The organism is Pseudonocardia yunnanensis (assembly GCF_039534065.1).
GTDB lineage: Bacteria > Actinomycetota > Actinomycetes > Mycobacteriales > Pseudonocardiaceae > Pseudonocardia > Pseudonocardia yunnanensis.
In genome coordinates this window covers 91,940-115,077 of the sequence record NZ_BAAAUS010000013.1, presented here as the reverse complement: position 1 = coordinate 115,077, position 23,138 = coordinate 91,940, and the positions used below count along the sequence as shown (strand labels likewise).

The following is a 23,138-nucleotide window of genomic DNA, read 5'->3' as shown; positions in this document are numbered from 1 at the left end:
ATGGGCTCAGAGGAGAAGGCATGGCCGACGTGACCGGGATTCCGGTGTTCAAGCGGTTCTTCCGTTCGGCGGGGCGTGTGGACGTCGACAAGGACGATCTGCGGCGGTTCCGGGAGTTCGTCGACCAGAAGATCGACGACATCGCGATCGCCGGCCGCAATTCCGCCAGCTGGAACGGCCGGGACGTCATCGCCCCGCAGGACCTGCCGATCACGAAGGGCCTGCAGGAGCTGATGCGCGAGTTCGACAAGCTCGACGAGGCCGACGAGATCCGGCAGCTGCTGCGGGGCGCGGTGCGCCGGCCCCCCGCCGACGTGACGTTCAGCGAGGAGACCGAGGACATGCTCCCCGAGGTCTTCGGGGGAATCAGCATCGCGCTGGCCCGGTCGTTCCGGATCGTCGACCCCCATGTCACGAACCCGTCGACCGAGCACTGGGAGCGCGGGTTCAACCTGTTCCGGATGCTGCTCTAGGAGATCACCGTCGACTGGTCGTGGCCGTCGGCCCCGACCAGTCGCGCGTCCGGGCACAGGGCAGTCGGAATGCTCGGGGTCCTCGATCCGCAGTGCATCGAGATCGCGCGCCGGCCTCCATCGCCCCGCAGAGCACGGGGTCGGGAGTGGAGATCCGCGGGTTGGACTGCCGCCAGGCCTGCATGCGCTGGGCCGCCGGGCCGCCGTCGACCGGTTCGCCGCAGTGGCGCTGCTGCAGGATCCGCTGCCCGTCCACGGACGCCTCCAGGTCTAAGCAGGTGGACCACTCCGACCGGCCGGGGATCACGACCCGGAGCGTGAAGGTTCCGGTGGCGACCACCGGGTTGCCGGACGCGGTGCCCATCGCACTGCAGTGGTCGCCTCCGCTCGACCGTGTGAACGACATCCTCCTCCTTCCGACCTCGACGTGGACGGGCTCCGCAACCCGCTACCGAAGCTGTGCTGCCGGGACGAGTTGACGGACCCGACCTGGTGCCGCCGTGACGGTTCGCGCCGGCGCGCACGTGGCGCAGGATCACGAGAACCGACGGGTGCTCCGGCCGGCCCACCTTCCGTCGGATCACTGCATCGCTGTTCGAGGCGGAGGACAATCCGTGAACGAATCCCAGGAGGTCGTCGTGGATGAGGTGCCGTCGTCGGACGCGACGCCCCATCCGGTGGGCGTCCGCAGGATCCGATGCGACCACGCGACGCACGTTCGGCTGCCCGGCGAGGCGGCCGGGTACACCGTCGCGGTCCCGTTGAACGGGGCGGTCGAGGTCACGCACCGGACGGGCTCGCTCGGCGCCGACGCGGGCCGGGCGGTCGTGGTCCGGCCCGAGACCGATATCGGCATGTCATGCGGGGAGCATTTCTCCTGCTACGCGGTCACGATCGACACGAGCGAGCTGCAGGACGTGCTGGAGCGCCGGCTCGGCCACACGGTTCGCCGGCCGCCCGAACTGGCCGTGAGCCTGGATCTGCGGAGCCCGGCCGGTCGAGCCTGGGCCGATCTGATCCGGCTGCTGGTCGTGTCGCCGCTGCTGCGTCACCCGTTGCTGGCCGCCGCGGCTCAGGAGACGCTGGTGGCCCGGTTGCTCCTCGCCCTCGACCACGAGTACCGCGACGAGCTCGATGCGCCGGTGCACTCGTGGGGTCCCGGACCGGTGCGCCGGATGATCGACCTGATCGAGGCCGACCCACGGCGCCCCTACACGGTCGCGGAGCTCGCCGACGTCGCCGGGGTGAGCGTGCCCGCTCTGCTCCAATGTTGCCGCCGCCACCGGGGCCTCTCACCCGCCGAAGAGCTGCGCTCGGTTCGGCTGGCACGCGCACGCCGTGAGTTCGAGCAGGCGGACGCCGGGTGGACCAGCGTGGCCGGCGTGGCATCGAGCTGGGGGTTCATGAACGGGGAGCGCTTCGTCGACGACTTCGAGAACCGCTACCGGGAGCCGCCGTGGCTGACGCTGCGCGGGCCTGCCTACGCGTGAACCGCGTCCCGTCGCGTCCGGTCCTCAGCTCTTCTGCGTGCGGGTCCCGGGCGCGATGAGGCGCCGCGCCCCCTCCTCGGCGTCACGGTCCATCGCGGTGCCGCGCTCGAGGTGCTGGCGCAGATGCTCGGTCCACGCCGCCGCGATGGCCAGCACGCCGATGAACGACGCGCGCAGCCTCATCCACGAGAACAAGTGCACACCATCGTGGATCGTGTCCGACGAGTTGCCACTCGAACGCGCCGCGGAAGCGTACAAGGCCTTCGACGCTCGCGAGAACGGCTGGACGAAGGTCGTCCTCAAGCCGCAGATGTCGGCGAGCTGACCCGCGGCACGACGAAGGGGCCGCACGACGAATGCCCTCCGCGCCGCCTCTCCGCGGCCGGAGGGCCTTCTCCGGGGATCAATGCTGGTCGTGACCCAGCGTAAGCGGTGGGAACCGGTGGGGCCGCTCGTCGGCCTCGAACAGAGCCATCGCGGACCCCACGATGCGCGGGTCCGGCCTCCCCACGACCTCGGCGTCCTTCTCCGGGTAGTCGAACTGGCTCAGCACGTAGCGCATGGCCTCGAGCCGGGCGCGCTTCTTGTCGTTGCCCTTGATCACGGTCCAAGGCGCGTCCGCGGTGTCGGTGTAGAAGAGCATCGCCTCCTTCGCCTCGGTGTACTCGTCCCATCTGTCGAGCGAGGCGAGGTCGGTCGGGCTGAGCTTCCACTGCCGGACGGGGTCGATCTGGCGGATGATGAACCGGGTCCGCTGCTCGCCGCGCGACACCGAGAACCAGAGCTTGATCAGATGGATGTGGCTGCGGACGAACATGCGCTCCAGCTCGGGCACCTCGCGCAGGAACTCCATGTAGTCCCGGGGATCGGTGAAGCCCATGACCCGTTCGACGCCTGCGCGGTTGTACCAGCTGCGGTCGAACAGAACGATCTCCCCGCCCGCGGGGAGGTGGGCGATGTAGCGCTGGAAGTACCACTGCGTCGCCTCGCGTTCGGAGGGTTTGGCCAGCGCCACGACCCGTGCCCCGCGCGGGTTCAGATGCTCCATGAACCGCTTGATCGTGCTGCCCTTGCCCGCGGCGTCGCGGCCCTCGAACAGGATGACGATCTTCTGCCCGGTGTCCTTCACCCAGTACTGCAGCTTGAGCAGCTCGATCTGCAGGGGCCGCTTGAACCTGTCGTAGGTGGCCCGGGACATCCGCTCGCCGTACGGGTAACCCTCCCGCCATGTCTCGACCGGCTCGCCGTCCGGACCGATGAGCACCGGGTCGTCGTCGGCGTCGTCGATCACCCGCATGTCGTCGATGTGCTCGAACACGTCCAGGCGGCCGCGACCGCGCGCACCCCGGGTGCTGGAGCGGCCGTCGGCGGACGTCGTCGGGCCGGCCGCGGCGTCGTCCGCTGGATTCTTGCCGGCTCGGCCCATCATGTCCTCCTGCGAGGGGTCGGCTGCAGACGTCGAGGTACCCGTCGGCGGCGCGCTCCACTCCATTGACGTGCTCATAGCAGGCGTCTAGTGCATTGACCACATACGTTCGCCGTGTTGATCATGTGGCTGGCTCGGGTGGGCCCCAGCGTTGTTGGCGTTCGCTGCGGACCCGGGTTCGTTCCCGGCGTTGGGCCGCGAGGACGTCGGGATGGCGGGCGTTGGCGTTGCGCCAGCGCAGGTAGCTGTGTGCACCGCGAGCAGAATCGTGATGACCTCGTAAATGGCGTCTTGGACGACATCGACGACGCCCACGATGCGCGCCAGGAGTCCGCGTGGCGGGACCGCCATATCGGATGCCGTCCGGGCCTGCATCTGCGTCTACGCGGTCCGGTGAAGTGCCTCGAGCATGCCGTGCAGGTGGGCAACTGCGAGCTCGACGTCGTAGTAGTTGCGTTGCCCGGCGCGCGACTCGGCGGCCAGCAGTCCGCAGCGGTGGACCTTCTCGAAGTCGCCGTAGGGGAATTTGTAGCGGCCTTTCTTGTCTTCGTCTTCTCGACCGTCGATCCCGAGGTGCCACTTGGCGTACTCGCCGATGCCGCGCTGTTGAATGAAGTCGTTTTCCTGCCGTGTGGATGGCTGGTGCTCGCTCCATGCATCACGGTCGTCGATGACGTACTTGCCCGCCACGATCAGATCCCGCGCGTGGTCATACGCCCTCTGGTTCAATTTGACTGCCATGACCTTTCCATCCCCGTGTGGTGGTGGTGCGGCGGGCGAGACGCACGCCGAGATCTGCTCTGATTGCTCGTGGAACCGGGTTCCGGGTCGCGTCAGCCATCGTTTTCACCGCGGGGGAGCGGCCGGAAGTGGCGGAGGAACCAGTCTCGGCAAGGTCGGGGCGTCCGCAGCGGGAGACAATGGGCAGGTGTTCGGCCGGTTCGCGGCGGCGATGAGCGCGGCCGCGGCGCCGGAGCTGGCTCCGAACAGGGCCTACACCGAGGCCGGTCCTGGGACTATCCGCCGCCCAGCCGGCCAGCACCGTGACGAAGCCGGACCGGTTGAGCTCGTCGGCGACATGGCGGTTCCGCGAGCTGTACCGACCACTGCCGCTGCCATGGGCGAACAGCGCCGCTCCGCGCGTGGACTCTCGGGGCACCCCGAGGTCGGCTTCGAGTAGGACACCGGCGACCGGAACCTGCAGGCTCTGATGGATCGCGCGCGGGACGCTCATGGTGTCCTCCCTGCGGTGGGCAGCGGCGAAGACCGAGAAGGTGATCTTGCGGCTCCCCCAGTCATCCGCCGCGGTCACCGTGCCGGTGTAAGTGGTGAACCCGAGATTGCGGCAGTCGCCGGAGTGGCGTTCGCGCACGAGATGCCCCACGTTTCCGCGGTGTCGTGTACGACCTGGATTCTGCTTCAGCGCCATTACTCGATCACGGCCGGGCGAGTCTTACCGGAGGCCCGGACATACATCGGATAGCGGAACTCGCGGCTGACTCGAGCAGCCCAGCGGAGTCATCACCGAGCCGACAACCGCGCATGCGTCGCAGCAGCGGCAAGGTCCCCAGCGCCTCGCCCAGCCCCCGCCGCGTGCTCCATTCACCTCGTCTAGCGTGCGCCACCTTCGGTGGCGCTTGCCGTGACCTGCCGCGGTTCCTGGTCACTGGTCTGGAGCTCGATCCGCCTAGGCTTGGCCTTCTCGGAGACCGGGATGGTGAGGCACAGCTCGCCGCGGGCGTAGTCGGCGGTCATCTTGTTCAGGTCCATGCTGTCGCCGAGGAACACCTGCCGGGTGAAGATCCCGTAGGCGCGCTCGTCGACGATCACGTCGTCGTCCTCCTGGCGGGCAGGACGCCGTTCCGCGCGGATCGTGACGATGTTGCGTTCAATGGTGATGTCCACGTCCTCGGCGCTGACCCCCGGCAGATCGAAATAGGCGACGACCTGATCGCCCCTGCGGACGGCCGACATCGGAATGGACCGGGGTCCCTGCCTCTCCCCCATCATCTGTTGCGTCAGCCGATCAAAACCCGCGAACGGATCGAACCTCAACAATGACATCGGTGTGCTCCTCCACTGGCTGCTCGCTCACCGGGGGCTATTCTGCAGTCTGCCTGCGCACCGCTTCCTGATGAGGCCCGCATCTGGACGAGATCCACATTCTCGCCGGGGTCCGCCCACCGACGCCTCGCCGGGCCACCCACCAACGTTGCCATCCCGGCCGTTGCAGCCCCGCGCCACGGCGCAGATGCGATTGTTCAGAAGGGCCGTTCTCCAAGCCTCGTCCCGGGGGCGTGAAATGGGGCCGCACGAGCCGACCTGTCAGGACCACCAGCCCGGTGACCCCGCGGCTCACCCGCAGGACAGCCGGCCGAACGTGTTTCGGCGAGAAGCAGGTGCACGAGCTGCACGGGATGCGCGCTCCGAGCCTGGTTGTCGGGACGAGCGGGCGCGCCGTCGACGGTGACGCCGCCACGGTTGGGCCGGTTTCCGATTGGTTCGATTTGTCTGATTCTACGGATCAAGGACTGACATCCAACTCGACAACATTCATCTGGACAAAGATTGTGGAGGGTATCTGCTCGCGAAGATTTCCAACGCACGGACACCAGCTGCTCCGGATTTTTCTTCGGCGGTCGCCGGTGGCTAGCACGATGATCGTATGACCAGTCAGATCTCGGCGTGGACCTCACCGTCTCGGGGGACCATAATGCGGTTTCCGAGGCGTTTCTGTGATGTTGCTCGAGGCACTACCCCGCACGCCTGCAGGTGTCCATGCCAAGCGAGGCCGGCGAAGGGTGCGAGATGACCAGTCAACCAGATGAGCTAGCCAGGCGAACGGAGCCTGGTCAGCAGGATGCCGAGCGGCACACCGAGGTCGCTCTGCGATCAATAGGGCAACCGAACTCGGTGGCCAGCCAGTTCGACTTCTGGAACGACCACTACGAGGGTCGGCGCCTGTTCTCCGAGGTGCTGGGCACTTTCTTCCTGGTCCTTGTCGCCGTCGGCGGTGGCATGGTCAACGCCCGTTTCGGTGGCGACGCGGTTCCGTCCGGCGCGCGCGTGGTGGCGCCGGCGCTGATGGTGGCGGCCATCATCCTCTTCATGGGGACGGTCTCCGGCGCGCATCTGAACCCAGCCGTGAGCGTTGCCTTCGCGCTGCGTGGCGACTTCCCGTGGAAGCGCGTGCCCGCGTACATCGTGGCCCAGCTGGTTGGCGCCGTCCTCGCGACGATCGTGCTGTGGGCGCTGATAGGGAAGCAGGGCGACGCGGGCCTGACCTTGCCCGGTGCCGGCATTTCGACGACCACGGCGATGCTCTGGGAACTTGTCCTGACGGTCGGCCTGGTGAGCGTGATCCTGGGTACTGCCTCGGGTGCGCAGCAGATCGGGCCGCTGGCCGCCATCGGTGTGGGCAGCTACATCGCGCTGGCCGGACTCTGGGGGGCTCCGGTCAGTGGCGCGTCGATGAACCCGGCCCGCTCACTCGGGCCCGCCCTGGTGCTCGGCGACTGGACGTCGTGGTGGGCCTATCTGGTCGGGCCGGTGGCCGGCGGGATCATCGCGGTGGGCTTCGCATACATCCTGCGTGGCCGCGGCGGCGGCCGCAGTGGGATCGCAGCGGCGCGGGGCACGCTCGGGGTGAACTGGCGCCCCGGTTCGCATCCGCGGCCCTGAACCTGTGGCCGGTAGGAGTTTCCTGGTTGCGTTCTGTGATGTGTCATGCCCCCTCTGACATCACTCGCCCGTTGCGGATGAGGTCAGGGGCCACCACCCACGGAACCATCCATCCCGCATGCACAGAGAGGAGAACGTCATGACCGAGGCCTACCGACCCACGACGGGTTCCGCCTCGACCGGTCACTCCGCGACGCACACTGCGGATGCGATCAGCGGCTGGGTCGGCTGGGTTGTCTTCGCCGGACTCATGCTGATCCTGCTCGGGTTCTTCCAGGTGATCGAGGGTCTTGTCGCGATCTTCGACCGGGGTTACTACCTGGTCGGTGCGGAGGGACTGGTCGTGAACGTCGACTACACCGCGTGGGGCTGGCTACACGTCGCAATCGGCGTGATCGCTGTTGCGGCCGGGCTCGGGCTCCTGGCGGGGAACATGCTCGCGCGCGTCGTCGGGGTTGTCATCGCCATCGTGAGCGCGGTGGTGAACCTGGCCTTCATCGCCGCGTACCCGGTGTGGTCGACCATCCTGATCGCGGTCGACGTCATCGTGATCTACGCGATCGTCGTGCACGGGCGGGAGCTGCAGAACCGGCAACACTCTCGATGAGCCTGATGCTCGCGCGTTCCCGCGGGCGGCTGAGCACGGGGCGCATTGCGGGGCGCAGGGCCCTCACCCAGCAGGGGTGACGACGACCGCGGCGCCCGCGACAACGCTCGTCACGGTCGGGACACCCGGCCGGGACCACGCACAGGAAGGGCACCTGGATGACCACCGAGCCGCAGGCGCCGCGAGACACATCGACGTTGTGGGCGACCGGACTCGCCCGGTTCGCCGGTCTCACCATGATCGTGCTGGGCGTTCTGCACATCGTCACCGGCACCGGTGCGCTCGTCGGCCACGAGGTCGCGGTCCAGGGGGTCCACCACGTCTTCTCGATCGACACCGTCGCCTGGGGCTGGGTGCACCTGCTGGTCGGAGTGCTGGTGGCGTTCGCGGGGATGGCGGTCATCACGGGGCAGCTGTGGGGACGCCTGATCGGGATTCTGCTGACGCTGGTGAGCATTGTCGTGAGCTTCATGTCGCTGTCGCACCACCCCGGCCTGTCGATCATCGGCATCGTGCTGAGCGTGGTCGTGATGTGGGCGCTGTGCGTCTTCGACAAGGAGGCGGCGGCCGCCTCACCCACGATGTTGGACTGAGGACCGAGGCGCTGCGCCGCCGCTGCCCGAACCGATCGAGCAGTCTGTCGGCGGGCCCGACCACCGCCCCGTGCCGATCATCGCTGAGGCTCCGGGTTGTCCGCAGCCATCCCCGCCTCGATCGCCTCGACCTGGATGGCCCCCCGCACGAGGTCGTACAAGGGCGCCATCTGTGCTGTCATGCGCTCGAGGTCGTATCCAGCTGTGAGCACCGCCCCCCACGTGTAGGTGATCGTGGCGTGGGCGAGGCGCAACGCGGTGGCCGCTGGATCCGGCACCCCGCGCAGCGTTGCGACGGGCTCGATGAGCGTACAAAGGATCGATGCGGCGAGTTCGACAGCCGCGTGAGCGTGAGCAGCGACGCTCGAATCAGGCGACTGTTGGATCGCCGCAAACAGGATCCGGATGATGTCGACATTTTCAATCAATAGCTTCGGCGCCTGCTCGTAATAGCGCCACATACGTAACTCGGGCTCCGACTCGTCCCTGGCGGCATCGGCCATCGCGGCGAAGTGGCGACGGGTCCCCCGGTTGAGGACCTCCGCGAGGATCCCCGCCTTGTTGCCGAAGTGATGGTAGACAGACCCGACCGGAAGCCCGGATTCCTTACAAATCGCAGAGATCGGCGTGGCGGCGTAGCCCTTTTTCCCCATCAGCTTCTCGGCGGCATCCAGGATCAGGTCGCGCGAGGACGTCGCCGCGTCCGAATCATGCAGCTCTGCACCATCGGAACGGAGACCCTCGACCCGTGCTCGCATGGGGCCGACTTTACCCGCGCCCGCTCACCCTCCGATACGACGAAGGGCACCTTCGTGCGGGAAGGCACACCCTGGCCGCTTCACACCTCCCGAACAGCGCCGACCTAAGCCCCTACGGTGCGAGAAGTCCACCGAAACGGCAGCAACCGCCCACCCAGCGAGCAGAACGGGCTCGTCAACGCGGTTCATTCCGCAGTCCGCCTGCTCAAGGTCCACCACGACGCCGGTTCGCCGCACATGTTCCAGAGTCGTGGGCTGGGCGTATGATCCACATTCCCCGTCCGCTCCTCCAGTCATTCCCTCGTAGCCTTCTCCTGGACGTCGGCATGGCCAGCAGGGACTTGCCCGACGCGCTGAGGTGTACAGGAAGTCGTCCGCCGATGGTGGCCGGGCTGCGATCGACAGCCAGCCCAGTTCCTCGATGCAGCGGACCTGTCCCTCACGAAGTACGACCAGATGCACTATTTCACCCATTTTTGCCTGAACCGCGCAAAAATGTGGGAGCGCCGCATCGCGGAGCGAAAATTCCTGCGAACCGACGTTGCCAAGCCGGAGCCCACAAATGTAGCTTCTCCACTAGAGCGAGCGTTCTAGCGCGCGGATGAAGGGACTTCAGTGGCGGACGAGCAGGTGATCAGCGGCTCCGTCAGTACGGCCCTCCGGCCGGCGCCGTGCAGTCCAGCGCAACAGTTCACACACGCGACGCAGGTCGGATTCACCTATTCGACGATGAAGGGGATTCTTCTTCGGATGCGTGGCGTCTGGCGGCTCCCGCAATCCGGGCTATACCGGCAGTACTCGCTCGCGAGGCTGTTTCCCTCGGGACCACGCGTCAGCAGCTCGGCGCCACTGCAAGCCCCGTCCATGTGCGGCGGCTGCACGCTGATCGTGCCGTTGCAGAACCAGGGGCCGCATCCGCGACCTCCCCAAGCCCCTACCTCTCGGAGAAGCCGTTGTCCCTCATCGAGTCCCGAGGCTCCGGTCAGGTCTCGACCGCGCTGGCCAAGAACCGCCTCGGGGTCGCCGCCGTCCTGTTCTTCGTGATGTCGGCGTCCGCGCCACTTACCGTCGTCGCCGGCGTCGTACCGACCGGTCTCGCGGTCACCGGCCTGCTCAGCATCTCTATCGCGTTCCTCACCGTCGCCGTCGTTCTCGGGATCTTCTCCGTCGGCTACGTGGCGATGGCCCGACACATCGCCAACACCGGCGCGTTCTACGCGTTCATCTCCCGCGGCATCGGCCGTCCGGTCGGTGTCGGTGCGTCCTGGGTCGCCCTGGTCGCCTACAACATGTTCCAGTGCGCCTCATACGGCGGCTTCGGCGCTATCGCCGCCCCGCTGATCGCGCAGTGGTTCGGACTGCATGTCCAGTGGTGGGTTCTGGCGTTGATCGGCTGGGTGGTCGTCGCCGTGCTGGGCGTGCGTGACATCGCCGTCAGCGGGAAGGTTCTGGCCACCCTGCTCGTTGCCGAGATCCTGCTGGTCGTGGTGTTCGGCGTCGCCGACATCTTCGTCTCGGGATTCCATGCCTCGTCCGCGCCGCTCAACGCGCACGGCCTGGTCGGCCCGGGCGCCGGCGCGCTACTGGTCATGGCCATCGCCGGTTTCGTCGGGTTCGAACAGTCGGTGGTCTACGCCGAGGAGTCGCGCGACCCGCGCCGCACCGTTCCCCGCGCCACGTACCTCGCTATCGCGCTGATCGCCGTGCTGTACGCGTTCGCGTCCTGGGCGATGATCTCCGCGGCCGGCAACCATGTGCTGGACCGGGCCGCGGCGGAGGGTCCGGATCTGTTCTTCGACGTCGCCTCGGCGCGGGTCGGCGACCTCGCGTTACAGCTGGGTCACGTCCTGTTCCTGACCTCGCTGCTGGCAGCGATGATCTCGTTCCACAACATCAGCGCCCGGTACACGTTCTCCCTCGGCCGCGAAGGTGTCCTGCCGCGCCGGTTCGGCCGAACGGTGCCCGGCACCGGCGCACCCAGGAACGGCTCACTCGCCCAGTCCGCGGTCGGTCTGATCGTCATCGCCCTGTACGCGGCAGCCGGGTGGGATCCCCTGATCCAGCTCTTCTTCTGGGGCGGCACCGGCGGCAGCATCGGCGTGCTGCTACTCATCACGCTCACCTCAATCGCAATCATCGGCTACTTCGCCCGCCACCCCAACGGCGAAGATGCCTGGCACCGCATCGGCGCCCCGATCATCGGCTCAGCGCTGTTGCTGATCATGACGTACCTGGCATTGACGAACATCGCAACGCTGTTCGGCGTCCAACCCGGCTCCGAGCCGACCTGGGTCGTCCCACTGACGTTCGGCGCAGTCGCCCTGGCCGGGATGGGGTGGGCTCTGGTACTGCGCGGCCGCCGCCCGAAGCTCTACTTCGACATCGGGCTCGGCGCGAACGGCGTACCCAATCGTTGCGCTCGCCATTTCGCCGGCTCCAGCACCGTCGTGACCAAAATGCCGTCGTACCGAATCCTCCGGGGTGACCGAAAGCCCCGGATACCCGACAACAAGGAGGAGGCATGAACGTGCGCCCGGCCCACGAGGACGGACTGGTAGCCGTCGACCGCCGCATCTCGGACTCGCATTCCCGGCCGTGCATCGCTTTCCGCTGCCGGACGGCGCCCGCTTCTTTCGCATGTGACGTCGGACAGGACGTCCTGACATGAAAGGCTGATCCGCGATGGCGGAGAAGATCCAGGTAGGGCTGGCAAGCGACCCACTGAACACCACCCTGTCGCCAACCGCGTTGATCAAGGCAAATTACCTGACCGCGGTGTCCAGCGGGATCGATTCACTGTGGGTACCCGATCACCTCAATTCCCTGCTGGCGCGAGCCATCGCGACCCCCGAAAACCTCGGAATTGCCCGGGTAGTGCCGAAGGTCGACGCCTATCTGGAGCCGTGGACGATCCTTGGCCACCTTGCGGCCCGAAACCGGATCGGCCGGTTGCGTCTTGGTATCGGCGTGACCGACGCGGGCCGCCGAAATCCGGCCGTCACCGCGCAGGCTGCGGCTACTTTGCATTTGCTCACCCGGGGTCGGGCCATCTTGGGCATCGGCGCCGGGGAACGCGAAGGTAACGAACCCTACGGTGTCGATTGGCACCGGCCCGTCGGCCGGCTCGAGGAAGCGCTCGCCACGATCCGAGCGCTGTGGAACTCACAGGGACAGCTCGTCACTCGCGACTCGCCGCACTTCCCGTTGCGCAACGCGGTGTTCGACGTCCCCCCGCATCGCGGGCGATGGCCGCAGATCTGGGTGGCCGCGCACGGACCCCGGACGCTGGGCATCACCGGCCGCTACGGCGACGCGTGGTTTCCCGGCTTCCCGCAGACTCCGGACGATTACGCGAACCGCCTGGATGTGGTCCGCTCCGCGGCCTCCGATGCCGGACGCGATCCGATGAGCATTCTTCCCGCGACCTGGCTGTTCATCATCACCGGACGGTCCCGCGACGACGTGGACGCCGTGCTGGACTCCGACATCGCAAGATCGTTCGCGCTCAACATCTCCGCGGACTTCTGGGCGCGCCACGGCGTCAGACACCCGTTCGGCGACGACTTCGCAGGGTTCTCCGACGTGCTTCCACAGACGCTCGATGCGGCTGACGTGCTGGCAGCCGCGGCCGCGGTGCCTCGCAAGCTGATGGAAGCGGCCTTCTTGACCGGCACCCCTGACGACATCGTCGATCAGGCCGCGGAATGGCGCGACTACGGCGTGCGCTACTTCGTGCTCGGCAACCTCAGCGTGTTGCAGCCCAATCTACGTCGCGCGCTACGCGCAGGCGTCCCACTGGGGCGAATCCTGCGGGGATTGCGGAAGTTATGACAAGTGTGCGCCCGCGCCGTACGTCAATATGCGGCGTCACGCGGACCATGAAGGCCACCGGGTGGAATCGACTCGGAGGAATACGAAAAATGGACAGCCACAGAAACCGTCGCCCAATGTACATGGGGCGCGCGATCGACGAAGGGGACAGACCAATGACATCAATGCGAGTCACCGCCGAGCGATTCTTCGTTGCGTGCGACACCGGGAAGGGCTGGCAGGCGTGTGAGCAGTACTGTCACCCCGGCGCAACTTTCTCCGCCCAGGCCGACCACTTGGACGGCATGAAATCACTGGAGACTTACGTCGAATTCATGAAGGGCCTGTTCACAATATTGCCCGATGGCAAGCCTGATGTGCGGTCGTTCGCAGTCGACGAGACACACGACAACGTTGTGGTGTTCAGCATCTTCCGCGCGACACACACCGGCGAAGGCGGCCCGGTGCCACCGACCGGAAAGAGCACCGAGTCTGAATATGTCTATGTCATGGACTTCGACGGCGACAAGATCCACCACGTGACCAAGATTTGGAACGATGGGATCACCATGCGGCAGCTTGGATGGGCGTAGAGGCAACCGAATGGCCTGGATAGTCCGCCTCATCGACTCCACATCTACGTAGGTGCGCATGTCACCCGAGGTGCCCACCGAGCGGGCTCGCGCCCATTGCGGCCCACTCAGGGCTCCGGGTCGGTGCCCACACCTGCGTCGGCGCAGAGCCTGTGAGCTTCCATCTTGCCGACGCGGAGCGATGCTTGGCTGAAGGTGCGGGTGGAGGGGTCCGTACCTACGGTCGTCATCGTCCCTCGGGGAAGTAGTCAGCTGAACGTGGGCATCTCTGCCCGTCGCGGGTTCGGGAGCTGCCGCCGATCTGCGGCTCCCGAACCCGCGACGGCCCATCTCAGCCCCTGGTCCCACTCGGACCTGCCGCGGCGATAGGCGCTGCCCCGACACCCGGGCGGTAGAGCACCCCGTAGCTCCCGCACCGATGTGTTGACATTGGGTGGGGCATGGAGAGGTGTGGCGCCGGATCTCGCCGGACAATCCCCTGTGATCGCTACATCTGGAGATCCGCTGGCACACCGACGCGGTCAGCACTTCCCGAATCGCGACGCGCTGAGCCGACTGGTCGGCGTTGCGCCGACCGAGCAGCACGACGAATGGACCAAAGGACGGCTCCATCTCCACCACGCACGCGGACGAAGCCGGCCGCAGCCGCGCTGATGCATACTCAATCGACGACGACCGAAACACTGCTTATCGACGCGCGACCTCCTACTGAGCGACTGCAGGGAGGCACGGTGATAGACGATCAAGCCGCGGCCGGATCTCGGTGCCTCGGCCGCGGCTCGCAGTGGGCTCCGTCGCTGGTCATGGCGGCACTCCTCGGCATCCTCAGTCTCATCGTGACTGGATGCCGGGGTCCGGAACTGGAGAGCTATCCGGGCCCTCCCGAGGGGGTTCGCATGATCGCGGAAGAATTCATGAAGCCCGACGCGAACCCGCTAGCCCTCACCCTGACTCTCCAACCGACAGATGAAGACTACGGTGCCGTCTTCAATGACGAGAGACTCCCCGACGCGCGGCTCCATTACGACGCATTCTGGGCGAAGCCGTCGTGGGTCGTGGGCCCTGCGCCGGGCCAGACCGAGTTCAGAGTCGAGACGGCAACGAGCGAGCAGCTCGCAGCCGGAACGGGTGCCGCGCCCCAGTTTCCGGGCGGCTACCGAGCGATAGCATCGCATTTCAAACCGGGATTGACCTTCTACGAGATCATTTTCGTCGCACCGGGCCAAACCTACGGTGTAATACTCGACGGCCTGGTATATATCAACGGGAAATGGCGAATCTTCCCTGCCCCGTGGCGTGTGCTCACAGTGAACGAACCGGGCCACCAGCACTAGGTGCCCTTCGGCGCCGCGCCGGTCACCTACGAGCCGTCCGGGAGCCGTGGCCCCACCTCGGCCCGACCGACCAGCGGGTCCCCGAGGGCAGGCGCGACGGCGCGGGCGACGGCTCGCGGTCCGAGCCGGAGCCGAGAGCGCCTCGTCGCCGCGTCGTAGGACCCGAACTACCCCAACAGTGTGAATCGGACATACCGAGGTTGACTGTGCCGCAACGGCACGGTGTTGCGTCGGATCCGCACGGCAGGTCGTCCACCGGACGGAGCCCGCCATCCGTGCGCTCGACGCTGAGCGCACCGTCCACATACGACGCCGCCCGCCCCCTGATTGGAGCCTGGATGACCGCGGTACCGACTCGAGGGCCCCTCCCCGACCTGATCGACGTCGAGGAGTTCTTCGCCGACCCGGAGTTCGCCGTTCCGTCGATCTCGCCGGACGGGACGAGGATCGCCTACCTGGCGCCGAAGTACGGACGGCGCAACGTGTGGGTGCGAGGCGCCGACGAGGAGCACGAGGACGCGGTGTGCGTCACGCACGACGCCCGGCGCGGTATCACGACCTACTACTGGACCGACGACCCGCGCTGGCTGCTGTACATGCAGGACACCGACGGCAACGAGGACTGGCACCTCTACCGGGTGGACCTGGACGCGCCGGACGAGCCGGCGGTCGACCTGACACCGATGCCGCCGGGATCGCGCGTGTTCGGCGCCGAGCCGATGCCACCGGTGCCGGGAAGCGTGCTGGTCTGGATGAACCGGCGGCCGATGTTCATCGACGTGTTCCGGATCGACGTCGCCACCGGCGAGACGACACTGCACCTGGAGCAGACCGAGCCGACGGGCAACGTCCTGCTCGATCGGAACGGCGAGGCGGCGTTCTCCTCGCGGCTGACCGAGGACGGCGCCTACGAGTTCTCCGCGATCGACCCCGAGACCGGAGAGGTGCGCCTCCTGCGCCGCATCGGCGGCGCGGAGCATCCCGTGGGCGTGCAGCCGCAACTGGTGACGCCCGACGGGAAGGGGATGCTGGTCGGTGCCTACCAAGACTCCGATGACCTGCGCCTGGTCCGCATCGACCGGGAGTCCGGTGCGGAGACCGTGGTCGCCGCCGTGGAGGGGCACAGCCTGTGCATCCTGGGCACGATGGCCCCCGGCGTGCTGCCGCCCACCGTGTTCACCAGCCGCCGCACCGGAGAGGTCATCGCGGCCCGCTTCGTCGGCGACCGGCCCCGGATCGAGGTGCTGGACCCACACTTCGCCGAGGTCTACGCCGCACTGGAGAAGCTCTCCGAAGGAGTGCTGGGCACGCTGTCGTCGGACGAGAGCGAGCAGCGGTGGGTCGCGACGTTCATCCACGACCGCGAACCGGCTGTGACCTGGTTCTACGACCATGGCACGGGAGAGAGCCGGCGGCTGTTCCGCCCGTACCCACGCCTGGACCCGGCCGACCTGGCCCCGATGACGGCGGTCCACTTCCCCGCTCGCGACGGGCTGCCGCTGCACGCGTTCCTCACGCTGCCGGTCGGGATCGAACCGCGGGACCTATCCCTGGTGCTGCTGGTGCACGGCGGACCGTGGTTCCACGACACATGGGGCTACAGCCCACAAGCACAGTTCCTGGCCAACCGCGGCTACGCGGTGCTGCAGGTCAACTTCCGCGGCTCCACGGGCTACGGGAGACGACACACCACCGCCGCGATCGGCGAGTTCGCCGAGAAGATGCACGACGACCTGATCGACGCCGTCGACTGGGCGGTGGCGCAGGGCTACGCCGACCCGGCCCGCATCGGCATCTTCGGCGGCTCCTACGGCGGCTACGCGGCGCTCGTCGGCGTCACGGTCACCCCCGACTACTTCGCCGCCGCGGTCGACTACGTGGGCATCTCGAACCTGGCGAACTTCATGCGCACCCTGCCGCCGTTCACCAGGCCCTACAACGCCAACAGCTGGTACCGCTACGTCGGCGACCCCGAGGTCCCTGCCCAGGAGGCCGACATGATGGCCCGCTCACCCATCACGATGGTCGACCGGATCCACACCCCGCTGCTGGTCGCCCAGGGTGCCAACGACGTGCGCGTGGTCCAGGCCGAGTCCGACAACATCGTCGAGTCCCTGCGAGGCCGCGGCGTCCCCGTCGAGTACATCGTCGCCGAGGACGAGGGGCACGGCTTCGAGAACCCCGGGAACCAGGTCCGGCTGTACCGCGCGATCGAACGGCACTTCGCCGAGCACCTCGGCAGCCGCCGGGACACCTCTGCCCCGGCGTAGCGGGCGCATGTGCGGGTCCGGCCGTGCACGGTGTCGCCCGGCTGACACCGCCCCCGCGGCCGGCGCGCGATCCTCAGCTCATCGGTGACCGGTCGCGCGACCGTCGATCGCCTCGTCATCGACCATCATCGTCAACGGCCAGGGCGGATCCGCCTGGGATGGACTCGTCGGGTGTGTCCGCGAGCAGTGCGTGGATCCGCCGCATGACGTCGATCTGTGCCGGGTTGTAGAGCTCTCGAATGGCTGCTCCGGCGGTCTTGGTGACGAAGCGGTCCCCGCCTCGGGCGTCGGTGTGTGGTGCCGCGAGTCCCGGATGCTTGGCGTAGATGTTGCGGATGTGGGGCGCTATTCGCTCGGCAAGGTTCTGGCGCGTCCGTTCGTCGGAGTCGGCGGGCAGGTCGTCGAACTCGCGATCCGTCGGATCGGTAGGCGTGTCCTGCAGCATGTCCGCGTAGGCCTGAAGGCTCTGTGGTCCCAGAACGCGGGTCATGACGACGACGAGCGAGCGGTCGGCGTCGGACATCGCCGCTCCGGCGGCGGCCGAGGCGAACTCCGCTGGCAGGTCGGTCGGTGTGCCCCGCTTCAGGATGAGCCCGAGCTCGACCCGGACCCGTTGCAGGCGCTCGATGGTGGCGGCGAGTTCGGCATCGAGGGTGCGCAGGGCTTTCTCCGGGTGGTCGTCGTCATTGCCCATGGCGGCGATCTGGGAGAGGGAGAAACCGAGGTCGACCAGCCGCTTGATCCGGAGCAGCCGGACAAGGTGCGTGACGCCGTACTGCTTGTAGCCGTTGGCGCGCCGCTCGGGCTCGGAGAGCAGCCCGACCTCGTGGTAGTGGCGCACCGCCCGGAGGCTGGTGCCCGCCAACTCGGCGATCTCGCGGGTACTCCAGGCCACGCCGTCTCCTTCCTCGACTGCAGCGCCACCTCACACTGTGCCGCTACGGCATGGTCAAGCCCCGGATTGCGGTTGTGAGTCCGCTCGGAGGCATGCCCGCATCGACGCTCGGACCCGCCGCGCCCGAGGCAGGATCAGCATTACCCGCCGAGGCTTCGCCGTGCGTCGGTGGCCGGCTGGCCGAGATCAGCGACCGAGCGATAGCGCCACCTCAGGCCGCTACCGGGGATGTACTGCGCCGGAAGATGGGTCCAGCTGGGCGCCGGAGGCAGCGGTTGACGTGCTTCCTGTCGCTGCATCGCCGCGACGAGTCGAGGACCCATGGCCGTCGGGGGCTGCTGCACCCCGCTCTCCGAGTAGTTGCGCAGCTCCCTGCTGATGAGCTCGCCGATCGGACCTTCGTAGGTCAGCACGGCGTAGTGGGCAGCATGCAGCGCTGCCGCCATGGCCTCCGCGGTGAGCGGCGGCGTCCGATCGGCAGGGTCGGTCGTCTGCTCAGGAGCGAGCGGAGACACGACGGGTGTCGAAGCGTCGGTGTTCATGATGTGGTCCTTCCTGGTGTGCCCGGCTTGACCGCCACGAGCGGGCGATACAGCGAAAGGAACACCGGCGAGGCACCTTCGGTTTCAACTTTTCCGGTGGCGGTCCTACTCGGGCGGTGTCAGCACGAAGCCCTCGTACCCTGCGGCGGCGACCTTGTCGCAGATCGCGCGGTACCGGCCGACCCCGCCGACATAGGGCATGACGACGCGTGGTTTGCCGGGGATGTTGGCGCCGACGTACCAGGAGTTGGCGTGGTTCATCAGGGTCTGGTCGGCCGTTTCGGCCACGTGGGCGACCCAGCGCTGCTGGGCATGTGGGGAGGCTTCGATCACCTGACCGTTGAGGTGGGTGAGGCAGTCACTGATCCAGTCGACGTGTTGTTCGATCGAGACGATCATGTTGCTGAGGACTGAGGGGCTGCCGGGTCCGGTGATGGTGAACATGTTGGGGAAGCCGGCGATCTGCAGTCCGAGGTAGGTCGTGGGGCCGTCGGCCCAGGCGTCGGCCAGTCGCAGTCCGTGCCTGCCGCGGATGTCGATGGCGAGGAGGGCTCCGGTCATGGCGTCGAAGCCGGTGGCGAGGACGAGGTCGTCGATCTCGATGTGTTGGTCGGTGGTTTGGATGCCGTGGGTGGTGATGGTGGTGATCGGGGTGGTGCGCAGGTCGACGAGTCGGACGTGGTCGAGGTTGTAGGTCTGGAAGTAGCCGGTGTCCAGGCAGGGCCGTTTGGTGCCGAACGGATGGTCCGACGGCGCCAGCGCCTCCGCGGTCTCGGGGTCGCACACGATGCTGCGGATCTTGTCGCGGAGGAAGTCGGAGACGGTCCGGTTGGCGGCCGGGTCGAGGCTGAGATCGTGGTAGTCGGCGCGCAGCGCGGTGAGCCCACCGGTGCTCCAGGCCTGCTCGAACGCCTGCCGACGCTCCTCGGCGGTGGCGTCCAGTGCCGAGGTCTGGCCCTGTACACCCAGGAGGCCGGCGGGCGATTCGCGGGCGAGCCGGCGGTGGGTGGGGTAGTTCGCCTTGTGTTCCTGCTGCGCTTGCGGGGACAGGGGTGCGTTGCGTGCGGGGATGATGTAGTTGGCCGTGCGCTGGAAGACGGTGAGCTCGGCGGCCTGCTGCGCGATCACCGGGATCAACTGGACCCCGGAGGAGCCGGTGCCGATCACCGCGACCCGGCGGCCGGTGAAGTCGACGTCGTCGTGTGGCCAGCGGGCTGTCGACCAGACGTTTCCGCGGAAGTTGTCCAGCCCGGGGATGTCGATCTCCCTGGGCTGGGACAGGCAGCCGGTGGCGTAGATGACGTAGCGGGCCGAGACGGTCTCGGGCCGGTCCGTGGTGATCGCCCAGCGCTCGCCGTCCCACACCGCCGACGTCACCCGGGTGTCGAGCTCGACGTCCCGGTGGAGGTCGTAGCGCTGTGCGACATGTTCGATGTAGCGCAGGATCTCCGGCTGGGTGGGGTAGCGCTCGGTCCATTTCCATTCCTGCTCGAGTTCTTCGGAGAAGGAGTAGGAGTACTGCAGGCTCTCCACGTCGCAGCGGGCGCCGGGGTAGCGGTTCCAGAACCACGTGCCCCCGATGCCGCTTCCGGCCTCGAACACCCGGTAGCTCAGCCCAAGTCTCCGCAGGCGGTGCATCTGGTAGAGACCCGCGAGTCCGGCCCCGACCACAACCACATCGGGCGAGCTGGGCCGGCTCATCGCGCGCCCCGCAACCGGAACTTCCATGCGATCAGAGGTCATAAGTCCAGCGTGCGAGCCTGAGGCCAGCCGCAGCAACGAACGAGCACGCTGGTCGCGATCGCGAATCGAGATACGGTCGAGGGCGTGGAACTGCGACACCTCGGTGCCTTCGTGGCCGTTGCGGACGAGGCGAGCTTCACCCGCGCGGCCTCACGGCTGCACATCGTGCAGTCGGCCGTCTCGGCCGCCGTGCGGAGTCTGGAGAAGGAGCTGGCAGCCGTTCTCTTCGAGCGCACCCACCACGGTGTGAAGCTCTCGGAGGCCGGGCGTGCGCTGCTGCCCGAGGCTCGCGCCACGCTCGCGGCCGCTGCGGCGGCGCGAGAGGCGGTGGAGCAGGTCTCCGGCGGCCTGCGGGGCACCGTCACGCTGGGGGTCCTGCAGGCAATGCGCGTGCTGAGCCTGCCGGAGGTGCTCGCCTCGTTCCGGTCCCAGTACCCGCACGTCACGATCGAGATTCGGTACGCAGGCGGCTCGCCCGGAAACGCCGAGCGGGTGCGGGACGGCCGGTTCGACCTGGCCTTCGTCTCGTTGCCGACGCGCCGGGTGCCCGGCCTCACCGTCACGCACCTGACGCGCGAGCCCATCCTGCTGGCCGTGGCGACCTCGCATCGTCTGAGCAACCGCGAGTCGGTGGATCTCACGGAGCTGCGGGACGAGGTGTTCGTCGACTTCCCGCCAGGCTGGGGTGTGCGTGATGCGAACGACCAGGCCTTCGCCTCGGCCGGAGTGTCGCGCGAGGTGACCTACGAGATCAACGACGCCACCACCGTGCTCGACCTCGTCCGCAACGGGCTGGCCGCGGGGATGATCATGGCGTCGGTGGTTGACGGGGCACCCGGGATCGTTCTCGTCCCTGTGCGCCGGCACGTTCCGTACTACGAGACATCGGTGGCCGTGCCAGCGGGCCGACGCCTCAGCGCGGCGACCGCGGCCCTGTTGGCCACGATCCGTCGCACCGCCGGAATCGACGATCCCGGCGGCCCACCCACATCGTGACGATCGGTGCTCGGCAGTCACGGGCTACTTCACGGCGTACCCAGCGTCAACAGGAAGTGCGACGCCGGTGATGTAGCGCCCTTCATCCGAGGCGAGGAAGAGGACGGCGTTGCTGATGTCGTCGGGATCGACGTAGGCGACCGGCAATGCGTTGAGGGACTGGTAGATGGGGCGGAGGTCCTCCTCCGTCGGGTTCTCCAGATCAGGTCGGAAGAGCGTGAAGTTGATCGGGTTGAGCAGCATCGGCGTGCCGACAGTGGTCGGGTTGATCGAGTTCACCCGGATCGAGTGCTCCGCCAGCTCGAGCGCGAGTGTGCGCATCAACCCGGTGAGGCCTGCCTTCGCGGCGCCGTAGGGAGCCAGGTTCGGTACCGACCGGAGTCCGATGGAGGAGCTGGTGATGATGATCGCTCCACTCCCGCGCGAGATGAGGTGGGGGATCGCGGGACGGACCGTGTGGAACACCCCGGTCAGATTGGTGTCGATCACCGTCTGCCAGGCCGCGGAGGTCATGCGGGCCACGGGACCCGGAATGCCCTGGATGCCGGCGTTGGCAACCACGACGTCAAGGCCCCCGAGTTCGGCGACGCCGCGCTCGACGAGCCCGTCGACGGCGTCCGCGTCGCGGACATCGGCCTGGGTGGCGATGATGCGGCGGTCCAGCTCCTCCACCAGGCGCACCGTCTCGGCCAGGTCGGCCGGGGACGCCGCTGGTGCACCCTGGGCGTGGACCGGGGCCGCGATGTCGAAGGCGATGATGTCCGCGCCTTCCGCGGCGAGACGCACAGCGTGATTGCGTCCCTGCCCGCGGGCCGCGCCGGAGATCAGCGCGACCTTGCCCGTCATTCGTCGTGCCATCCGTCTCCCTCGGTTGATTCTCGTTCGAAGGACGGGTCTCACCAGCGAAGGCCCCGCCGCGTCGATGTGTCACAACGTTGTGGGCGGATGATGCGCGGAATGCCCGGGAGCCGAGGGTCCACGACGAAGGCCATTGCAGCCGTGGCGAGCTCGTCGTCCGACTCTTCACGGAACACTTGCTCGGCGGTTTCGAGAACGTACTGCAGGATCCCGGCGGGCTGCAGGCGCTCAGGCCGCTTCGAAGGCCCGCACCGCCGCGACGAACTGCTCCGGATCGAAGTCCATCGCCTGGTGCGCCTGGCCCCGCATCGGCACGACGTCCGCGCCGGGCACCCGCTCGGCAACCGCGTCCACCGCCAGCCGGAGGTAGACCGGGCTTTCCGTACCGGCGAAGAGCCGCACCGGCACCGAGATCTTGCCCAGCCGCTCGTCGGCGACGAAGGCCTCGACGCTCTCGAGCTCGCGTGGGATCGTGTGCGCCGCGGCCACCCGCGCCCGCCAGATGTCCGTTTCCCGCATCCCGTCCACAGTGGACTGCGGCAGCTGGAGCGCCTCGCGCAGGAAGATCGTCAGGATCTCCTCCGCGTCGCCGGCGGCCCGCATCCGGGCCAGGGTTTCGGGCGGGACCACGAATCCGCCGGGCTCGGGCCGCGGCGGCTCATAGGCCACCAGCTTGCCGAACGCGCCGGTGATCTGGGCCGCGTGCAGGGAGCAGAGCGCGCCGTAGGAGTGCGCGACGACGAAGACGTCCCCGCCGAGGGACTCCGCGACCGCGGCGATGTCCTCGGCCTCCCGCCAGATGTCGTACGCGGGCGCCTCCCGGGTACTGAGCCCCCGGCCGCGCCGGTCGAGCATGTGGACGCGGTAGTGGCGCGCCAGTTGTTCCCGGACCGGCGCCCACCGGTTCCGGTCGGCGGCCGCGCCGTGGACGAGCAGCATCGGCGGCCCATCGCCGACGGTCTCGAATCCGATTTCCGTACCGTCCGGCGAAACGACTGTGCTCGGCATGGAGCCGATGTTAACAAGATTCCTACGTTCGTTCCCCTTTCCGCACTGTGATCATCGGAAG

The 23,138-nt window shown here is 67.7% G+C and carries 23 protein-coding genes; 11 read left to right on the top strand and 12 right to left on the bottom strand.

Features of this window, described 5'->3' with window-relative positions; all coding sequences use genetic code 11:
- Positions 1-20 precede the first annotated feature (20 nt).
- Complete coding sequence (locus ABD743_RS14285) at positions 21-473, top strand: DUF1931 family protein (RefSeq protein ID WP_344722523.1); 453 nt, start codon at positions 21-23, stop codon at positions 471-473.
- A gap of 4 nt (positions 474-477) precedes the next feature.
- Here ABD743_RS14285 and ABD743_RS14280 read toward each other — a convergent pair whose 3' ends face one another.
- Complete coding sequence (locus ABD743_RS14280) at positions 478-879, bottom strand: hypothetical protein (protein WP_344722522.1); 402 nt, start codon at positions 877-879, stop codon at positions 478-480.
- Between the two features lie 208 nt (positions 880-1,087).
- Between ABD743_RS14280 and ABD743_RS14275 the strand changes: the two genes are divergently transcribed.
- Positions 1,088-1,963, top strand: a complete 876-nt coding sequence (locus ABD743_RS14275; RefSeq protein ID WP_344722521.1) for an AraC family transcriptional regulator — start codon at positions 1,088-1,090, stop codon at positions 1,961-1,963.
- Between the two features lie 24 nt (positions 1,964-1,987).
- On the opposite strand, the gene ABD743_RS14270 is transcribed toward ABD743_RS14275, so the two are convergent.
- The 5 genes from ABD743_RS14270 to ABD743_RS14250 form a co-directional block, all read right to left on the bottom strand.
- Complete coding sequence (locus ABD743_RS14270; RefSeq protein ID WP_344722520.1) at positions 1,988-2,158, bottom strand: hypothetical protein; 171 nt, start codon at positions 2,156-2,158, stop codon at positions 1,988-1,990.
- A 208-nt stretch (positions 2,159-2,366) separates the two neighbouring features.
- Positions 2,367-3,467 carry a polyphosphate kinase 2 gene (ppk2, locus tag ABD743_RS14265; RefSeq protein WP_344722519.1) on the bottom strand — a complete coding sequence of 367 codons (1,101 nt, stop codon included), beginning with the start codon at positions 3,465-3,467 and terminating at the stop codon, positions 2,367-2,369.
- Positions 3,468-3,770: 303 nt separating this feature from the next.
- On the bottom strand, positions 3,771-4,130 hold the full coding sequence (locus ABD743_RS14260; protein WP_344722518.1) for a hypothetical protein: 360 nt from the start codon (positions 4,128-4,130) through the stop codon (positions 3,771-3,773).
- A complete protein-coding gene (locus ABD743_RS14255) occupies positions 4,099-4,818 on the bottom strand; it encodes an erythromycin esterase family protein (RefSeq protein ID WP_344722517.1) in 720 nt (239 codons plus the stop codon). The genes ABD743_RS14260 and ABD743_RS14255 overlap by 32 nt, the downstream gene beginning before the upstream one ends.
- Positions 4,819-5,000: 182 nt before the next feature.
- Positions 5,001-5,453, bottom strand: coding sequence for an Hsp20/alpha crystallin family protein (locus ABD743_RS14250; protein ID WP_344722516.1), 453 nt, complete (start codon positions 5,451-5,453; stop codon positions 5,001-5,003).
- Between the two features lie 744 nt (positions 5,454-6,197).
- Between ABD743_RS14250 and ABD743_RS14245 the strand changes: the two genes are divergently transcribed.
- From ABD743_RS14245 to ABD743_RS14235, 3 genes are all read left to right on the top strand, one after another.
- Entirely contained in the window at positions 6,198-7,070 is an 873-nt protein-coding gene (locus ABD743_RS14245; RefSeq protein ID WP_344722515.1) for an MIP/aquaporin family protein, read from the top strand.
- Positions 7,071-7,209: 139 nt separating this feature from the next.
- Complete coding sequence (locus tag ABD743_RS14240) at positions 7,210-7,677, top strand: DUF7144 family membrane protein (RefSeq protein WP_344722514.1); 468 nt, start codon at positions 7,210-7,212, stop codon at positions 7,675-7,677.
- A gap of 158 nt (positions 7,678-7,835) precedes the next feature.
- Positions 7,836-8,270 (top strand): DUF7144 family membrane protein, encoded by a 435-nt coding sequence (locus tag ABD743_RS14235; protein ID WP_344722513.1) that lies wholly within the window; start codon positions 7,836-7,838, stop codon positions 8,268-8,270.
- Positions 8,271-8,347: 77 nt separating this feature from the next.
- Here ABD743_RS14235 and ABD743_RS14230 read toward each other — a convergent pair whose 3' ends face one another.
- The gene (locus tag ABD743_RS14230; protein WP_344722512.1) at positions 8,348-9,028 is read right to left on the bottom strand and encodes a TetR/AcrR family transcriptional regulator; all 681 of its coding nucleotides are present in this window, start codon (positions 9,026-9,028) and stop codon (positions 8,348-8,350) included.
- Positions 9,029-9,981: 953 nt separating this feature from the next.
- Here ABD743_RS14230 and ABD743_RS14225 point away from each other — a divergent pair.
- From ABD743_RS14225 to ABD743_RS14205, 5 genes are all read left to right on the top strand, one after another.
- Entirely contained in the window at positions 9,982-11,553 is a 1,572-nt protein-coding gene (locus ABD743_RS14225) for an APC family permease (RefSeq protein ID WP_344722511.1), read from the top strand.
- A 157-nt stretch (positions 11,554-11,710) separates the two neighbouring features.
- Entirely contained in the window at positions 11,711-12,859 is a 1,149-nt protein-coding gene (locus tag ABD743_RS14220) for an LLM class flavin-dependent oxidoreductase (RefSeq protein ID WP_344722510.1), read from the top strand.
- A gap of 89 nt (positions 12,860-12,948) precedes the next feature.
- Positions 12,949-13,431, top strand: coding sequence for an ester cyclase (locus ABD743_RS14215; RefSeq protein ID WP_344722509.1), 483 nt, complete (start codon positions 12,949-12,951; stop codon positions 13,429-13,431).
- Between the two features lie 896 nt (positions 13,432-14,327).
- Positions 14,328-14,765, top strand: a complete 438-nt coding sequence (locus ABD743_RS14210; RefSeq protein WP_344722508.1) for a hypothetical protein — start codon at positions 14,328-14,330, stop codon at positions 14,763-14,765.
- Positions 14,766-15,103: 338 nt separating this feature from the next.
- The gene (locus ABD743_RS14205) at positions 15,104-17,035 is read left to right on the top strand and encodes a S9 family peptidase (RefSeq protein ID WP_344722507.1); all 1,932 of its coding nucleotides are present in this window, start codon (positions 15,104-15,106) and stop codon (positions 17,033-17,035) included.
- Positions 17,036-17,150: 115 nt separating this feature from the next.
- Here ABD743_RS14205 and ABD743_RS14200 read toward each other — a convergent pair whose 3' ends face one another.
- The 3 genes from ABD743_RS14200 to ABD743_RS14190 form a co-directional block, all read right to left on the bottom strand.
- A complete protein-coding gene (locus tag ABD743_RS14200) occupies positions 17,151-17,930 on the bottom strand; it encodes a helix-turn-helix domain-containing protein (RefSeq protein WP_344722506.1) in 780 nt (259 codons plus the stop codon).
- A 140-nt stretch (positions 17,931-18,070) separates the two neighbouring features.
- On the bottom strand, positions 18,071-18,472 hold the full coding sequence (locus tag ABD743_RS14195) for a hypothetical protein (RefSeq protein ID WP_344722505.1): 402 nt from the start codon (positions 18,470-18,472) through the stop codon (positions 18,071-18,073).
- A 105-nt stretch (positions 18,473-18,577) separates the two neighbouring features.
- Positions 18,578-20,215, bottom strand: coding sequence for a flavin-containing monooxygenase (locus tag ABD743_RS14190; protein WP_344722504.1), 1,638 nt, complete (start codon positions 20,213-20,215; stop codon positions 18,578-18,580).
- Between the two features lie 84 nt (positions 20,216-20,299).
- Between ABD743_RS14190 and ABD743_RS14185 the strand changes: the two genes are divergently transcribed.
- The gene (locus ABD743_RS14185; protein WP_344722503.1) at positions 20,300-21,211 is read left to right on the top strand and encodes a LysR family transcriptional regulator; all 912 of its coding nucleotides are present in this window, start codon (positions 20,300-20,302) and stop codon (positions 21,209-21,211) included.
- A 24-nt stretch (positions 21,212-21,235) separates the two neighbouring features.
- Here ABD743_RS14185 and ABD743_RS14180 read toward each other — a convergent pair whose 3' ends face one another.
- Entirely contained in the window at positions 21,236-22,069 is an 834-nt protein-coding gene (locus tag ABD743_RS14180) for a mycofactocin-coupled SDR family oxidoreductase (RefSeq protein WP_344722502.1), read from the bottom strand.
- 228 nt (positions 22,070-22,297) lie between these two features.
- Positions 22,298-23,077, bottom strand: a complete 780-nt coding sequence (locus ABD743_RS14175; RefSeq protein ID WP_344722501.1) for an alpha/beta fold hydrolase — start codon at positions 23,075-23,077, stop codon at positions 22,298-22,300.
- Between the last annotated feature and the right edge of the window lie 61 nt (positions 23,078-23,138).

What these genes read in the sequence shown, in the direction of transcription:
- ABD743_RS14285 (WP_344722523.1), top strand. Translation starts at nt 21, where the DNA reads ATGGCCGACGTGACCGGGATTCCGGTGTTCAAGCGGTTCTTCCGTTCG.
- ABD743_RS14280 (WP_344722522.1), bottom strand. Translation starts at nt 879, where the DNA reads ATGTCGTTCACACGGTCGAGCGGAGGCGACCACTGCAGTGCGATGGGC.
- ppk2 (WP_344722519.1), bottom strand. Translation starts at nt 3,467, where the DNA reads ATGAGCACGTCAATGGAGTGGAGCGCGCCGCCGACGGGTACCTCGACG.
- ABD743_RS14260 (WP_344722518.1), bottom strand. Translation starts at nt 4,130, where the DNA reads ATGGCAGTCAAATTGAACCAGAGGGCGTATGACCACGCGCGGGATCTG.
- ABD743_RS14255 (WP_344722517.1), bottom strand. Translation starts at nt 4,818, where the DNA reads ATGGCGCTGAAGCAGAATCCAGGTCGTACACGACACCGCGGAAACGTG.
- ABD743_RS14250 (WP_344722516.1), bottom strand. Translation starts at nt 5,453, where the DNA reads ATGTCATTGTTGAGGTTCGATCCGTTCGCGGGTTTTGATCGGCTGACG.
- ABD743_RS14245 (WP_344722515.1), top strand. Translation starts at nt 6,198, where the DNA reads ATGACCAGTCAACCAGATGAGCTAGCCAGGCGAACGGAGCCTGGTCAG.
- ABD743_RS14240 (WP_344722514.1), top strand. Translation starts at nt 7,210, where the DNA reads ATGACCGAGGCCTACCGACCCACGACGGGTTCCGCCTCGACCGGTCAC.
- ABD743_RS14235 (WP_344722513.1), top strand. Translation starts at nt 7,836, where the DNA reads ATGACCACCGAGCCGCAGGCGCCGCGAGACACATCGACGTTGTGGGCG.
- ABD743_RS14230 (WP_344722512.1), bottom strand. Translation starts at nt 9,028, where the DNA reads ATGCGAGCACGGGTCGAGGGTCTCCGTTCCGATGGTGCAGAGCTGCAT.
- ABD743_RS14220 (WP_344722510.1), top strand. Translation starts at nt 11,711, where the DNA reads ATGGCGGAGAAGATCCAGGTAGGGCTGGCAAGCGACCCACTGAACACC.
- ABD743_RS14215 (WP_344722509.1), top strand. Translation starts at nt 12,949, where the DNA reads ATGGACAGCCACAGAAACCGTCGCCCAATGTACATGGGGCGCGCGATC.
- ABD743_RS14210 (WP_344722508.1), top strand. Translation starts at nt 14,328, where the DNA reads ATGATCGCGGAAGAATTCATGAAGCCCGACGCGAACCCGCTAGCCCTC.
- ABD743_RS14205 (WP_344722507.1), top strand. Translation starts at nt 15,104, where the DNA reads ATGACCGCGGTACCGACTCGAGGGCCCCTCCCCGACCTGATCGACGTC.
- ABD743_RS14195 (WP_344722505.1), bottom strand. Translation starts at nt 18,472, where the DNA reads ATGAACACCGACGCTTCGACACCCGTCGTGTCTCCGCTCGCTCCTGAG.
- ABD743_RS14190 (WP_344722504.1), bottom strand. Translation starts at nt 20,215, where the DNA reads ATGACCTCTGATCGCATGGAAGTTCCGGTTGCGGGGCGCGCGATGAGC.
- ABD743_RS14180 (WP_344722502.1), bottom strand. Translation starts at nt 22,069, where the DNA reads ATGGCACGACGAATGACGGGCAAGGTCGCGCTGATCTCCGGCGCGGCC.
- ABD743_RS14175 (WP_344722501.1), bottom strand. Translation starts at nt 23,077, where the DNA reads ATGCCGAGCACAGTCGTTTCGCCGGACGGTACGGAAATCGGATTCGAG.